We start from the raw sequence: 14370 nt of genomic DNA, 5'->3' as shown, positions 1-14370 counted from the left end.
GAACCAGTGCCCTCGGCCTTTGCTATCGTGGCGCCCCCGAAGGATCGAACCGCCATGAGCGAACTGCAGGACCTGAGCGCGCTGATCCGCGCCAACACGCCGTTGATCGTGGTCGAGACCCAGGATGAGGGTCGCATCGTCGAGCTGTTCCGGCAGACGCTGATGCATGTCTGGCGGGCCCTGCACCGCTGGTCGATCACCGAGGGCCTGCGTCGCATCGACCTGGAGCGCGAGGACGAGCCGGTCGGCCCGCCCGATGCCAGCGCCGCACTGCAGATGATCCGCCAGGCCGACCAGCGCGGCGTGTACCTGCTGCTCGATTTCCACCCCTACCTGGGCTACGCCAGCCACCAGCGCGCCCTGCGCGACCTGATCCAGCGCCGCCACAGCGAACCGCACGTACTGGTGCTGATCGGCGCCAAGGTGGAACTGCCGGCCGAACTGGAAGCCTTGGCGGTGCGCTTCAACCCGCGCCTGCCCGACGCCAATGCGCTGTTGAAGATGCTGCGCGAGGAAGCCGATGCCTATGCACGCGAACACGGCGGGCGCCGGGTGGAAGTGGACAGCGAGGCGGTCAAGAAGATCCTGAAGAACCTGCAGGGCCTGAGCCTGGTCGATGCGCGGCGCATCGCGCGGCAGCTGATCTATGCCGATGGCGCGCTGCGCGACGATGACCTGCCACAGTTGGCGCGGCTGAAGTTCGAGCTGCTCAACCGCAGCGGCCACCTGTTCTTTGAACATGACAGCGCGCGCTTCGGCGATGTGGCCGGCGCCAACCGGCTCAAGCGCTGGATCAACCAGCGTCGCGTCGCCTTCATCGCCGGCTCGGCACCGGCCGGGCTGGACCCGCCGCGCGGCATGCTGCTGCTGGGCGTGCAGGGCTGCGGCAAGTCGATGCTGGCCAAGGCCACCGCCGCCGGCTTCGGCGTGCCGCTGCTGCGCCTGGACGTGGGCGCGCTGTACAACAAGTACCACGGCGAGACCGAAGCCAACCTGCGCCAGGCGCTGGCCTCGGCCGAGCAGCTGGCGCCGTGCGTCCTGTGGATGGATGAGATCGAGAAGGGCCTGGCCACAGGCACCGAGGATGGCGGCGTGTCGCGCCGCGTGCTCGGCTACTTGCTGACCTGGATGGCCGAGCGCAAGGCGCCGGTGTTCATCGTGGCCACCGCCAACCAGGTGCACGAGCTGCCGGCCGAGCTGCTGCGCAAGGGCCGCTTCGACGAGATCTTCTTCGTCGACCTGCCCTCGGCCGATGTGCGCGTGGAACTGCTGCGGCTGCACCTGGGACGGCGCCAGCTCAATGCCGACGACTTCGCGCTGCCGGCACTGGCCGCAGCGTCCAACGGGTTTTCCGGTGCGGAGATCGAGCAGGCGATCGTGGCCGGGCTGTATTCGGCGCATGCCGAAGGCCGGCCGCTGGATACCGAACTGCTGATGGGCGAGATCCGCACGACACGGCCGTTGTCGGTGCTGATGGCCGAGCAGGTGGCGGCATTGCGGGAGTGGGCGTCGGGGCGCACGGTGTCCGCGGACGACTGAGGGTTTCCTGCGAACGGCGCAGCCCCTCGTGGCTGCTGGTTGGCCGCAAGAATCAAAAGCCGCGCTTGGTCGGGCGGGGTGGATTCGCGGGGGACGCCGTGAATCCGTCCCTGGAGGCTTGGCCGCGGCATCCATGCCGCGGACACCCCCGCGAACCCMCCCCGCCCGACCTCTGACAGTTTCCGGGGGCGATCAGCCACGGAAAAGAAAAAAGAAGAGCAAAAACAAAAGCGGTTGGCTGGCCGCTTTTTGTAGCGCCGAGCCCACGCTCGGCTGCATTTCGATCAGATATCGATAATTCGACTCCGATGCAGATTCATCCACGCATGGCGTGGATCTACGTGTCGACCAAGGTCGACACCTACCAACAGCAGCGGGAATCTGTCGAAGGCGGGGCACTGTGGGTTTGCGGGGTGTGAGCGGCATGGATGCCGCGACCAAGCCCCCATGGATGGGTTTACGGCGGCCCCGCAAACCCACAGTGCCCCGCCATCCCGCAGGAAGCCCGTTGTTGCTTCGGCTGTTGCTGTTGCTTCGGCCGTTGCCTCTGCGGGTGCCGGGTGCAACCCGGCCGAACCCCCACCCTCAGGGCCAGGCTGGAGGTGCGGCCGCCCAGGCCTGCTGTACTTCGGCCAAGGTCGCGCGTTCGTCATCGCGCCATTGCGGCAACAGCTGCGCGTAATGACTGCTGTCGCGCCATTGCCCCGGCTCGGTCCGTACGGCGGCGGCATACCACTTCACCGCCTCCTGCTGCTGGCCGGCCCGCCACAGCGCCAACGCATAGCTCGGCGGTACCCAGCCCGGATTGCTGCGCAGGGTGCTGGCAGCGGCCTGCCACTGTTCCAGCGCGGCCAGCGCCTGGCCCTGCCGCAACAGGTCCCAGCCATAGTTCCAGCGTACGCTGCGGCCCAGCGCGCTCTGCACCGGCGCCTCGGCCAGTGCCTCGCGATAGAGCTTGTCGCCCAGTTCCGCGCGCCCCTGCGCGATGGCCACCGACGCCAGCTGCGCCGTGGCTTCCAGCCCCTTGCGGCCACGCTCGCGATGCTTCAGCAGCTGTGCCACCAGGTCTTCGCCTTCACCCTGCACCACCGTGATCGGCGCGGCAGCGGCGTCGCTGTCGAAATAGAACTCCTGCGGTGCCGGCAATGCCGGCGCGGCCCACACAGTGGCCGCTCCCGAAACCAGCAACACGCCGGCCAGGAACTGTCCTGCAACTGACATCCCAATTCCCCCAAGGTTGAAACACCAACCCTCCCTCTCTCTCCCCGATCCTAACCCCAGCACGGCCCCGGCGCGAGTGCCGGGGGCCCTGGCCCCCCACTGTTACAATTCGCGCCTTTCCCGCCGCGTGCACCTGCGCGGCCGGTGCCAGCCGATCCTGACAGGCCAGCCATGACCAGTACCGCGCAACTCACCTCGCCCGCTTCCGCCGACCTGCTCGACCGTGATTACACGCTCGACCACAAGTACACCCGCAACGAAGGGCGGATCTACCTGAGTGGCGTGCAGGCGCTGGTGCGGCTGCCGCTGATGCAGCGCCTGCGCGACGAGGCTGCGGGCATCGACAGCGCTGGCTTCATCAGCGGCTATCGCGGCAGCCCGCTGGGCGGCTTCGACCTGGAACTGTGGCGCGCGCGCAAGCACCTGGAAACGGCCAAGGTGAAGTTCACCCCGGGCCTCAACGAGGACCTGGGTGCCACCATGGTGTGGGGTACCCAGCAGACCAACCTGTTCCCCGGCGCCAACGTGCAGGGCGTGTTCGGCATGTGGTACGGCAAGGGCCCGGGCGTGGACCGCTGCGGCGACGTGTTCAAGCACGCCAATGCCGCCGGCACCTCGCGCCATGGTGGTGTGCTGGCACTGGCCGCCGATGACCACGCCTGCCGCAGCTCGACGCTGCCGCATGGCAGCGAGGACGAATTCGTCAGCGCGATGATGCCGGTGCTGAACCCGGCCGGCGTGCAGGACATCCTCGACATGGGCCTGCTCGGCTGGGCGATGAGCCGTTACACCGGGCGTTGGGTCGGCTTCAAGACGATCGCCGAGACGGTGGAATCGTCGGCCTCGGTCGAGGTTGATCCGCTGGCCCGGCGCATCGTGCTGCCGGAGGACTTCGACATGCCCGCCGGCGGCCTCAACATCCGCTGGCCCGATCCGCCGCTGGACCAGGAGATGCGCCTGCACCGCTATGCGGTGAAAGCCGCGCAGGCCTTCGCGCGTGCCAACGGCATCGACAAGGTGGTGATGGACGCGCCGCGTGCGCGGCTGGGCATCGTCACCACCGGCAAGAGCTACCTGGACGTGCTGCAGGCACTGGAATACCTGGGCCTGGACGAGCATGCCTGCGCCGACATCGGCATCCGCGTGTACAAGGTCGGCATGACCTGGCCGCTGGAACCGGAAGGCATCGCGCGCTTTGCGCAGGGCCTGGAAGACATCATCGTGGTGGAGGAGAAGCGTGCCTTCATCGAGCGCCAGATGAAGGAGCAGTTCTTCAACTGGCCGGCCAGCTGGGGCCAGCGCCCGTCCATCGTCGGCAAGTACGACGAGGCCGGCGAGTGGATCCTGCCGTCCACCGGCGAACTGACCCCGGCCACCATCGCCGGCGTGATCGGTCGCCGCATCCAGAAGTTCTTCAACAACGAATCCATCGAGCAGCGCCTGCAGTGGATGCAGGAGAAGGAAGCCGAGCTTGCGTTGCCGCGCGCCAGCTTCCCGCGCGTGCCGCACTACTGCTCCGGCTGCCCGCACAACACCTCCACCACCGTGCCGGACGGCTCGCGTGCGCTGGCCGGCATCGGTTGCCATTACATGGTGACCTGGATGGACCGCAGCACCGACACCTTCACCCACATGGGTGGCGAAGGCGTGACGTGGGCCGGGCAGGCCGCGTTCACCGATACCCAGCACGTGTTCCAGAATCTGGGCGACGGCACCTATTTCCATAGCGGTTCGCTGGCCATCCGCCAGGCGATCGCCGCCGGCGTCAACATCACCTACAAGATCCTCTACAACGACGCGGTGGCGATGACCGGCGGGCAGCCGGTGGACGGCCCGTTGAGCGTGCCGGACATCGCAAAGCAGATGCGGGCCGAGGGCATCCACACCATCATGGTGTTGTCGGACAACATCGCCAAGTGGACGCGCCAGCGCGAGCATTTCCCCAGCGACGTGGAATTCCACGACCGCAGCGAGCTGGATGCGGTGCAGAAGCGCCTGCGCGAAGTGAAGGGTGTTTCGATCCTGATCTACGAACAGACCTGCGCCACCGAGAAGCGCCGTCGCCGCAAGCGCGGCAAGCTGGAAGATCCGGCCAAGCGGGTGATGATCAACTCGCTGGTCTGCGAAGGCTGCGGCGACTGCGGCAAGAAGAGTTTCTGCGTGTCGGTGCTGCCGAAGGAGACCGAGTTCGGTCGCAAGCGCGACATCGACCAGTCCAATTGCAACAAGGACTATTCCTGCGTGAACGGGTTCTGCCCGAGCTTCGTCACCGTGCACGGTGGGCAACCGCGCAAGGGCAGCAAGCGCGATGCCTCCACGCTGCTGGACAACCTGCCGGCACCGGTGGTGCGCGGCACCCTGGAGCAACCCTGGAACATCCTGATCACCGGCGTTGGCGGTACCGGCGTGGTGACCATCGGCGCCCTGCTGGGCATGGCCGGTCACCTTGAAGGCAAGGGCGCCTCGGTGCTCGACCAGACCGGCCTGGCGCAGAAGGGTGGCGCAGTGACCACGCACATCCGCATCGCCCGCCGCCCGGACGACATCCATGCGGTGCGCATCGCCGCTGGTGAAGCCGATCTGGTGCTGGGCTGCGACATGGTGGTGGTCAACGACTACTGGGCACTGTCGAAGGTACGCGCCGGCCGTTCGCAGGTGGTGCTCAATACCTACGAAGCGATGCCGGGCACCTTCACCACCCGCCCGGACATGCAGTTCCCCGCCGCCGACATCATCGCCGGCGTGCGCGTGGCCCTGGGTGGCGAGGAGCCGCTGCTGCTGGACGCAACCCAGCTGGCCACCGCGTTGCTCGGTGATGCGATTGCCGCCAACCTGTTCATCCTCGGCTACGCCTGGCAGCAGGGCCTGGTGCCGCTGTCGTTCGAGTCGCTGATGCGTGCCATCGAACTCAACGGCGCGGCCGTGGCGATGAACCAGCAGGCCTTCGCGTGGGGCCGCCTGGCCGTGGTCGATCCGCAGGCCGTACAGCAGGCCGCCGGCCTGGTGCGCAACCGCCACACCGACACCGAGAACACGCCCGGGCCGCTGCATGCGCTGCCGCCGGGCGAATGGGAAGGCAACGAGTGGGGCGCCACCGCCGCACCGCGCAACACCGGTGACGAGCGCGAGCTGCGTGGACTGCCGACGCACGGTGGTGATGTCGCCTTCCTGCCGCTGGACGACGCGCGCCTGTCGCGCTCGCTGGACGAGATGATCGAGCGCCGCTCGGCCTTCCTGACCGACTACCAGGATGCGGCCTACGCCAACCGCTACCGCAGCCTGGTCGAGCGCGTACGCGCGGCCGAAGCCGAGCGCATCGGCGGTTCCACCGCGTTGACCGAAACCGTGGCCCGCTACCTGTTCAAGCTGATGGCGTACAAGGACGAGTACGAAGTGGCGCGCCTGTACACCAGCGGCGATTTCCAGCGCCGCCTGCAGCAGCAGTTCGAAGGCGATTACCAGCTGCGCTTCCATCTGGCACCGCCGCTGTTCGCCAAGAAGGACGAACAGGGCCGGTTGCAGAAGAAGGAATACGGCCCGTGGATGTTCAAGGCGTTCGGCCTGCTGGCGAAGCTGAAGTTCCTGCGTGGCGGTCGCCTGGATGTGTTTGGCCGCACCGAAGAGCGTCGCATGGAGCGCCAGCTGATCACCGATTACGAGGCGACCCTGCAGGTGTTGCTGGACGGGCTGGATGACGACCGCCTGGCGCTGGCGGTGGAGATCGCCAGCATTCCCGAGCACATCCGCGGCTTCGGTCACGTCAAGGAAGCGCACTTCGAGAAGGCCAAGGCGCGCGAAGCGGTGCTGCTGGCGCAGTGGCGCAACCCGAAGGCGCTGCATATCGTGCAGGTGGCGTAATAGCGGCAGGTGGTAGTGCCGGCCGCTGGCCGGCATCTGCCCTTCCCGGACAATGTGTTGCCGGCCAGCGGCTGGCGCTACCGGTGGTTCAGCCCAGCCGCCACAGCAGCAGGCGGTTGTTGGCCGGCATCGCCACGTCCCCCAAGCGGGTAAAGCCGTTGTCTGCGGCCAGCGCCTGCACCGCTTCGCTATCGCGGATGCCGCTGCGCGGATCACGCGCCTTCAGCCACGCATCGAACTGCGCATTGCTGTCGCTGGTGTAGCGACCGCCGTAGTTGAACGGGCCGTACACCGCCAGCAACGTGCCGTGGCGCAGCAGGGGCGGCAACGCGGCGAACAGCGCCTGCACGTGCTGCCAGCTCATGATGTGCAGCGTGTTGGCACTGAATGCGGCGTCGAACATGCTGCCTTCCGGCAAGCTCAGGCCGGGCGCTGGCGGCAGTTCCACCTGCAGCACCACCGGCGGCAGCAGGTTCAGCAGCGCCGCCTCCGCGCGCCAGGACTCGATGCCGGGCAGATGATCCGGATGGTCGCTGGGCTGCCAGCGTAGCCATGGCCAGCGCTCGGCGAAGAAAGCGGCATGCTGGCCGGTGCCGCTACCGATCTCCAGCACCCGGTGGCGATCTCCCATCCACGGGTCGAGCGCAGCGGCGATCGGTTCGCGGTTGCGTTCGCAGGCTTCTGAATACGGCTTGCTCGACATCGAGACGGCGTCCAGGCGGGGTCGGCCTCATTGTGCACGAGGGGGGTATTGCTCGGCAGGGCTGCGCCCTGCACCTGCAGAGGCCGCGGCAACTGCCAGAGCAACAGCAGAAGCTGGCTTCCTGTGGGATGGCGGGTTGGGTCCGGTGGCGGGGGACGCCGTAAACCCATCCTTGGGGGCTTGGCCGCGGCATCCATGCCGCGGACACCCCCGCCACCGGACCCCTCCCGCCTTCGACAGTTTTCCGCGATCTGCTGGAACGGCTCTTGGGGTCAGATCCGTTTTCCTGCGGAAAACAGATCTGACCCCAGATTTATTTCGATACCTGACAGATGTGTCGACCAAGGTCGACACCTACCAACAGCCGCGGAGATCTGTCAGAGGTGGGGCGGTGTGGGGTGTCAGCCGCATGGATGCGGCTGCCAAGCCTCCAGGGACGGATTCACGGCGTCCCCGCACTCCGACACCGCCCCGCCCACCCACGGAATGCCCGCTTTTGACGTTGACGTTGCTGCTGAGGTTGCCGGCCAGCGGCCGGCACTACAGCAGGTGCAGGGCTGCAAGCCCTGCCGAAACCCTCCCCGACCATGACTGCAGTCACTTGCCCGAATGTCCGCCGCTGGCGAAAGTCGAGGAGTTGACGTGATCGGATCGGTCCTTTGCCGGCCGCACGGAAGTGAGAGAGAGACGCAGTGCAACGACGTGAGTTCCTGGCATTTTCCGGTCTGGGCCTGGCGGGCCTGGTCCTGCCGCATTCGCGGCTGATCGCCGCCGAGCAGTTGCTGGCCCCGGTCGACCCGGCCAAGCGCCGGCGCCTGGCCGAGGTCGCCCTCGCCGCCGCGCGTTCGGCCAAGGCCAGCTACTGCGACGTGCGCATCGGCCGCTACCTCAACCAGTCGGTGATCACCCGCGAGCACCAGGTCGGCAACGTGACCAACCGCGAATCATCCGGTGTGGGCGTGCGGGTGATCGTCAACGGTGCCTGGGGTTTCGCCGCTACCCACCAGCAGACCGAAGCGGCGGTGCGCACCGCCGTCGAACAGGCCACCGCCATCGCCCGCGCCAATGCCAGCATCCAGACCCGCCCGGTGCAGCTGGCGCCCACCCCGCCGGTCGGCGAGGTGCGTTGGCAGACGCCCATCCGCCGCAATGCGATGGAAGTGCCCATCCAGGACAAGGTCGAGCTGCTGCTGGCGCTCAATGCGGCCGCACTGAATGCGGGTGCCGACTTCATCAATTCCACCCTGTTCCTGGTCAACGAGCAGAAGTACTTCGCTTCCAGCGACGGTTCGTTCATCGACCAGGACATCCACCGTATCTGGCTGCCGTTCACCGCCACCGCCATCGACAAGGCCAGCGGCAAGTTCCGCACCCGCGCCGGCCTGTCTTCGCCGATGGGCATGGGCTACGAGTTCCTTGATGGCGATGCACGCGGCAAGGTGCAGCTGCCCGGTGGCATCACTGCGTACCGCGATTCCTATGACCCGGTCGAGGACGCCATCGCCGCCGCCCGCCAGGCGCGCGAGAAGCTGAAGGCGCCCTCGGTGAAGCCCGGCAAGTACGACCTGGTGCTGGATCCGTCCAACCTGTTCCTCACCATCCACGAGAATGTCGGCCACCCGCTGGAACTGGACCGCGTGCTCGGCTACGAGGCCAACTACGCCGGCACCAGCTTCGCCACCCTGGACAAGCGCGATGCCGGTTTCCGCTGGGGCAGCGACATCGTCACCTTCTTCGCCGACAAGACCCAGCCGGGCAGCCTCGGCGCGGTCGGCTACGACGACGAAGGGGTGAAGACCCAGCGCTGGGACCTGGTGCGCGACGGCATCCTGGTCGACTACCAGGCCACCCGCGATGAGGCGCACATCCTCGGCCGCGACGCCTCGCATGGCTGCAGCTATGCCGACTCGTGGTCCAGCGTGCAGTTCCAGCGCATGGCCAATGTCTCGCTGGCGCCGGGCAGGACGCCGCTCAGCGTGGAGGACATGATCAAGGACGTGGAGAACGGCATCTACATCCACGGCCGCGGCTCGTACTCCATCGATCAGCAGCGCTACAACGCGCAGTTCGGCGGCCAGCTGTACTACCAGATCAGGAACGGAAAGATCACCGGCATGGTCGAGGATGCGGCCTACCAGATCCGCACGCCGGAGTTCTGGAACGCCTGCAGCGCCATCTGCGATGAACGCGACTTCCGCCTTGGCGGTTCGTTCTTCGACGGCAAGGGCCAGCCCGGCCAGGTGTCGGCGGTCTCGCACGGTTCGTCCACCACCCGTTTCAACGGCATCAACATCATCAACACCGCGCGCAGTCTCGGCGCTTGAGCCACCCGTCCTTCATGGAGAGCAGCCTTGCACAGACGTGACTTCCTGGCCCTGACCGGGCTTACCGCTGGCGGCCTGATCGTGCCGTCGTTCTTCGGCAAGGCGATCGCCGCCGAGCAACTGCAGTCCAGCCTCGACCCTGCGCTGAAGAAGCGCCTGGCCGACGCCGCCCTGCAGGCTGCGCGCAGCGCCGGCGCCACCTACTGCGACGTGCGCATCGGCCGCTACCTGCGGCAGTTCGTGATCACCCGCGAGGACAAGGTGCAGAACGTGGTCAACACCGAGTCCACCGGTGTGGGCATCCGCGTGATCGTCAACGGCGCCTGGGGCTTTGCCGCCACCAATGCGCTCAGCACCGCCGACGTGGCCCGTGCCGCGCAGCAGGCGGCGGCGATCGCCAAGGCCAACGCGGGCGTGCAGACCGCGCCGGTGCAGCTGGCCAAGGCGCCGGGCGTGGGCGAGGTCAGCTGGAAGACGCCGATCCGCAAGAATGCGATGGAGGTGCCGATCAAGGAGAAGGTCGACCTGCTGCTGGACGTCAACGCCGCGGCGATGGGCGCCGGCGCCAGCTTCGTCAACTCGATGCTGTTCCTGGTGAACGAGCAGAAGTACTTCGCCTCCACCGACGGTTCCTACATCGACCAGGACGTGCACCGCATCTGGGCACCGATGACGATCACCGCCATCGACAAGGCCAGCGGCAAGTTCCGCACCCGCGAAGGCCTGTCCGCACCGATGGGCCTGGGCTACGAGTACCTCGATGGCGCAGCTGCCGGCAAGGTGCTCACGCCCAATGGCGTGGTCAACTACGGCTCGTCCTACGACATGAAGGAAGATGCCATCGCGGCGGCCAAGCAGGCGCAGGAGAAGCTGAAGGCGCCGTCGGTGAAGCCCGGCAAGTACGACCTGATCCTGGATCCGTCGCACACCTGGCTGACCATCCACGAGTCGATCGGCCACCCGCTGGAACTGGACCGCGTGCTCGGCTACGAAGCCAACTACGCCGGCACCAGCTTCGCCACCCTGGACAAGCGCGAGCAGCATTTCCAGTACGGCAGCGAGCGCGTGAACATCTTTGCCGACAAGACCCAGCCGGGCAGCCTCGGCGCGGTCGCGTACGACGATGAAGGCGTGAAGTGCAAGCGCTGGGACCTGATCAGCAACGGCAAGCTGGTCGACTACCAGACCATCCGCGACCAGGCCCACATCCTCGGCAAGACCGAATCCGATGGCTGCTGCTATGCCGACTCGTGGTCCAGCGTGCAGTTCCAGCGCATGGCCAACGTGTCGATGGCGCCGGGCAAGTCGCCGCTGAGCGTGTCGGACATGATCAAGGACGTGGAGAACGGCATCTACATCATCGGGGATGGTTCGTTCTCGATCGACCAGCAGCGCTACAACGCGCAGTTCGGCGGCCAGCTGTTCTACGAGATCAAGAACGGAAAGATCACCCGCATGCTCGAAGACGTGGCCTACCAGATCCGTACACCGGAATTCTGGAATGCCTGCAGCGCCGTGGCCGATGAACGCGACTACCGCCTGGGCGGTTCGTTCTTCGATGGCAAGGGCCAGCCCGGCCAGGTCTCGGCGGTCTCGCACGGTTCCTCGACCGCGCGCTTCAACGGCATCAACGTCATCAACACCGCACGCAGCCTCGGCTGACCGGTCAGGAGCCCTTACACATGAGTATCTTCACCGAAGCCCAGGCCAAGGCCATCCTCGACAAGGTCATCGCCCTGTCCAAGGCCGATGAGTGCACGGCCGTACTGGCCGGTTCCATCAACGGCAACATCCGGTTCGCCCTGAACAACGTGTCCACCAGTGGCATCGTCGACAACACCGAGCTGGCCGTCACCGTGGCCTTCGGCAAGCGCGTGGGCACTGCCTCGATCAACGAGTTCGACGACGCCGCGCTGCAGCGCGTGGTGCGCCGCGCCGAAGACCTGGCCCGCCTGGCCCCGGAAAACCCGGAGTTCATGCCGGCCATCGGCAAGCAGACCTACCGCCCCAGCCCGACCTTCAGCGAATCCACCGCCGCCATTGATCCGGCCTTCCGCGCCAAGGTTGCCGCCGATTCGATCGCGCCGTGCCGTGGCAACGGGCTGATCGCTGCAGGCTTCCTCGAAGACGGCCAAGGCTTCTACGCCACGGCCAACAGCAACGGCAACTTCGGCTACCAGCGCAGCACCAACTTCGACTACACCTGCACCGTGCGCACCGAGGATGGCCGTGGCTCGGGCTGGGTGGGTCGCAACCTGAAGGATGCGGCCGACTTCAAGGCCGACCAGGACATCCGCATCGCGATGCGCAAGGCGACCGAGTCGCAGGAAGCCAAGGCACTGGAGCCCGGCAAGTACACGGTGATCCTGGAGCCGGCGGCGGCTGCGGGCCTGATCAGCTTCATGATGAACTTCTTCAGCGCGCGCTCGGCCGATGAAGGGCGCAGCTTCCTGTCGAAGAAGGGCGGTGGCAACAAGCTGGGCGAGCAGGTCTACGATCCGCGCGTGAACATGCATGCCGACCCGTGGCACGCCGAGGCGCCGGTGCTGCCGTGGGATGGCGAAGGCATGCCGCGCGAGCGCATCGCCATCATCGAGAACGGCAAGATCGCCAACCTCGACTATTCGCGCTTCTGGGCGCAGAAGCAGGGCAAGACCGCCAAGGCCACGCCCGGCAACCTGCTGATGAGCGGTGGCGACAAGAGCACCGCCGATCTCGTGCGCGGCACCCAGAAGGGCATCCTGGTCACCCGTACCTGGTACATCCGCATGGTCGATCCGCAGACCGTGCTGCTGACCGGCCTGACCCGCGATGGCACCTTCTACATCGAGAACGGGCAGATCAAGTACCCGGTGAAGAACTTCCGCTTCAACGAATCGCCGGTGATCATGCTCAACAACATCGAAGAGCTGGGCAAGCCGGTGCGCGTGGCCGGTGACGAATCCAACTTCGTGATGATGATTCCGCCGATGAAGCTGCGCGATTTCACCTTTACCTCGTTGTCCGACGCGGTCTGATGGATCGGCGGGCCTGCCTGCGCTGGTTGGTTGCTGCCGCTTCGGCGGCGGCGCTGCCGGCATGGGCGCAGGCAGGCCCGCGCAGTTCGCGCTACGACTTCTGGTTCACCCGCCTGCAGTACGACTCCGGTGACTGGGACGTGGACGCGCGCATGCCGTCCAACCTGATCACCTCGCTGATCGACTACACCTCCCTGCGGGTGGACCCGCAGGAACGCGTGGTGGCGTTGGCCGACCCGCGCATGCTGGAAGCGCCTTTCTGCTACCTGGCCGGGCACACCCTGGTCGAGTTCAACGCCGCCGAACGGCAGAACTTCGTGCGCTACGTGCGCAATGGTGGCTTTGTTTTCGTCGACGACTGCAACCACGACATCGACGGCCTGTTCGCCACCTCGTTCGAAGCGCAGATGGGCCGGCTGTTCGGGCCGAAGGCGCTGCAGAAACTGCCCAACAGCCACGCGCTGTACCGCAGCTTCTTCCGCTTCCCCGACGGCCCGCCCGCGACCAGCTTCGAGCTCAACGGCTGGGGCGATGACCTGGTGCACGACTACCTGAAAGGCATCGAGGTCGATGGCCGGCTGGGTCTGCTCTACAGCAACAAGGACTACGGCTGCGAGTGGGACTACGACTGGCGCAACAAGCGTTTCCTGGCCGAAGACAACACCCGCTTCGGCGTCAACATCGTGATGTACGCATTGAACAATTGAACGGACCACGCCCATGACCTCCCCCGACCTCGATTCCCTGCTGCCGCGCCTGCACGCGCTGCGCAGCGCCCTGGCCCACGCCGTGGTCGGCCAGCACACCGTGGTCGAGCAGCTGCTGATCGGCCTGCTGGCCGGCGGCCACTGCCTGCTGGAAGGCGCGCCGGGGCTGGGCAAGACCCTGCTGGTGCGCTCGCTGGGGCAGGCACTGGAACTGCAGTTCAGGCGCGTGCAGTTCACCCCGGACCTGATGCCCAGCGACATCCTGGGCACCGAACTGCTGGAAGAAGACCACGGCACCGGTCATCGCCATTTCCGCTTCCAGCAGGGCCCGATCTTCACCAACCTGCTGCTGGCCGACGAGCTCAACCGCACCCCGCCCAAGACCCAGGCGGCGCTGCTGGAAGCGATGCAGGAGCGTACGGTCAGCTACGCCGGCACGACCTACACGTTGCCGGCGCCGTTCTTCGTGCTGGCCACGCAGAATCCGATCGAACAGGCCGGTACCTACCCCTTGCCCGAAGCACAGCTGGACCGCTTCCTGCTGCATGTGCTGGTCGATTACCCCAGCGAGGAAGAAGAGCGGCAGATCCTCGAACAGACCACCGGCGGTGCCACGGAAAGCGTGCCGAAGGTGATGGATGCCGAAGCGGTGATCTCGCTGCAGGCGGCGGTGCGCCAGGTGCATGTCAGCCCCGACGTGCTGGCCTGGATCACCCGCCTGGTCCGCGCCAGCCGTCCCGGCGAGGGCGCACCGGCGGCGATCAACCAGTGGGTGAAATGGGGCGCAGGTCCGCGTGCCGGGCAGTCGCTGGTGCTGGCCGCCAAGGCGCGCGCACTGCTGCAGGGACGCTTCGCCGCCACCCGAGAGGATGTGCAGGCACTGGCCGCACCGGTGATGCGTCATCGCCTGCTGCTGTCCTTCGCGGCCGAAGCCGAGCAGAAGCGCGCCGACGATGTGGTCGCCGCACTGTTGCAGGCCGTTCCCTTCCCGGGTTGATGCA

9 protein-coding genes are annotated in these 14370 nt (G+C 66.7%); 7 read left to right on the top strand and 2 right to left on the bottom strand.

What is annotated here, in order from left to right:
• The first annotated feature begins 54 nt into the window (after positions 1-54).
• Complete coding sequence (locus tag AC1DKR_RS07050; protein ID WP_140227952.1) at positions 55-1539, top strand: AAA family ATPase; 1485 nt, start codon at positions 55-57, stop codon at positions 1537-1539.
• Between the two features lie 585 nt (positions 1540-2124).
• Here AC1DKR_RS07050 and AC1DKR_RS07045 read toward each other — a convergent pair.
• Positions 2125-2760 carry a tetratricopeptide repeat protein gene (locus tag AC1DKR_RS07045; protein WP_033832697.1) on the bottom strand — a complete coding sequence of 212 codons (636 nt, stop codon included), beginning with the start codon at positions 2758-2760 and terminating at the stop codon, positions 2125-2127.
• 171 nt (positions 2761-2931) lie between these two features.
• Here AC1DKR_RS07045 and AC1DKR_RS07040 point away from each other — a divergent pair, with 171 nt between their 5' ends.
• Complete coding sequence (locus AC1DKR_RS07040) at positions 2932-6618, top strand: indolepyruvate ferredoxin oxidoreductase family protein (protein WP_478031991.1); 3687 nt, start codon at positions 2932-2934, stop codon at positions 6616-6618.
• An 88-nt stretch (positions 6619-6706) separates the two neighbouring features.
• Here AC1DKR_RS07040 and AC1DKR_RS07035 read toward each other — a convergent pair whose 3' ends face one another.
• On the bottom strand, positions 6707-7321 hold the full coding sequence (locus AC1DKR_RS07035; RefSeq protein WP_312786494.1) for a DUF938 domain-containing protein: 615 nt from the start codon (positions 7319-7321) through the stop codon (positions 6707-6709).
• Between the two features lie 692 nt (positions 7322-8013).
• Here AC1DKR_RS07035 and AC1DKR_RS07030 point away from each other — a divergent pair.
• Genes AC1DKR_RS07030 through AC1DKR_RS07010 form a run of 5 tightly spaced genes read left to right on the top strand, consistent with a single transcriptional unit; the run spans position 8014 to position 14366 of the window.
• Positions 8014-9645 (top strand): TldD/PmbA family protein, encoded by a 1632-nt coding sequence (locus AC1DKR_RS07030; protein WP_363734209.1) that lies wholly within the window; start codon positions 8014-8016, stop codon positions 9643-9645.
• Positions 9646-9672: 27 nt separating this feature from the next.
• Entirely contained in the window at positions 9673-11307 is a 1635-nt protein-coding gene (locus AC1DKR_RS07025) for a TldD/PmbA family protein (RefSeq protein ID WP_478031988.1), read from the top strand.
• 20 nt (positions 11308-11327) lie between these two features.
• Positions 11328-12662 (top strand): TldD/PmbA family protein, encoded by a 1335-nt coding sequence (locus AC1DKR_RS07020; protein ID WP_312786490.1) that lies wholly within the window; start codon positions 11328-11330, stop codon positions 12660-12662.
• Positions 12662-13369 (top strand): DUF4159 domain-containing protein, encoded by a 708-nt coding sequence (locus tag AC1DKR_RS07015; protein WP_164280074.1) that lies wholly within the window; start codon positions 12662-12664, stop codon positions 13367-13369. The genes AC1DKR_RS07020 and AC1DKR_RS07015 overlap by 1 nt, the downstream gene beginning before the upstream one ends.
• A 13-nt stretch (positions 13370-13382) precedes the next feature.
• On the top strand, positions 13383-14366 hold the full coding sequence (locus AC1DKR_RS07010; protein ID WP_336023091.1) for an AAA family ATPase: 984 nt from the start codon (positions 13383-13385) through the stop codon (positions 14364-14366).
• Positions 14367-14370: the final 4 nt, after the last annotated feature.

The sequence above is a fragment of the Stenotrophomonas sp. 01N47 genome, assembly GCF_056399165.1.
Note: the sequence above shows the minus strand (reverse complement) of the source record. Positions and strands in the feature narration are given on the sequence as shown.

What these genes read in the sequence shown, in the direction of transcription:
- AC1DKR_RS07045 (WP_033832697.1), bottom strand. Translation starts at nt 2,760, where the DNA reads ATGTCAGTTGCAGGACAGTTCCTGGCCGGCGTGTTGCTGGTTTCGGGA.
- AC1DKR_RS07010 (WP_336023091.1), top strand. Translation starts at nt 13,383, where the DNA reads ATGACCTCCCCCGACCTCGATTCCCTGCTGCCGCGCCTGCACGCGCTG.
- AC1DKR_RS07020 (WP_312786490.1), top strand. Translation starts at nt 11,328, where the DNA reads ATGAGTATCTTCACCGAAGCCCAGGCCAAGGCCATCCTCGACAAGGTC.
- AC1DKR_RS07035 (WP_312786494.1), bottom strand. Translation starts at nt 7,321, where the DNA reads ATGTCGAGCAAGCCGTATTCAGAAGCCTGCGAACGCAACCGCGAACCG.
- AC1DKR_RS07050 (WP_140227952.1), top strand. Translation starts at nt 55, where the DNA reads ATGAGCGAACTGCAGGACCTGAGCGCGCTGATCCGCGCCAACACGCCG.
- AC1DKR_RS07040 (WP_478031991.1), top strand. Translation starts at nt 2,932, where the DNA reads ATGACCAGTACCGCGCAACTCACCTCGCCCGCTTCCGCCGACCTGCTC.
- AC1DKR_RS07015 (WP_164280074.1), top strand. Translation starts at nt 12,662, where the DNA reads ATGGATCGGCGGGCCTGCCTGCGCTGGTTGGTTGCTGCCGCTTCGGCG.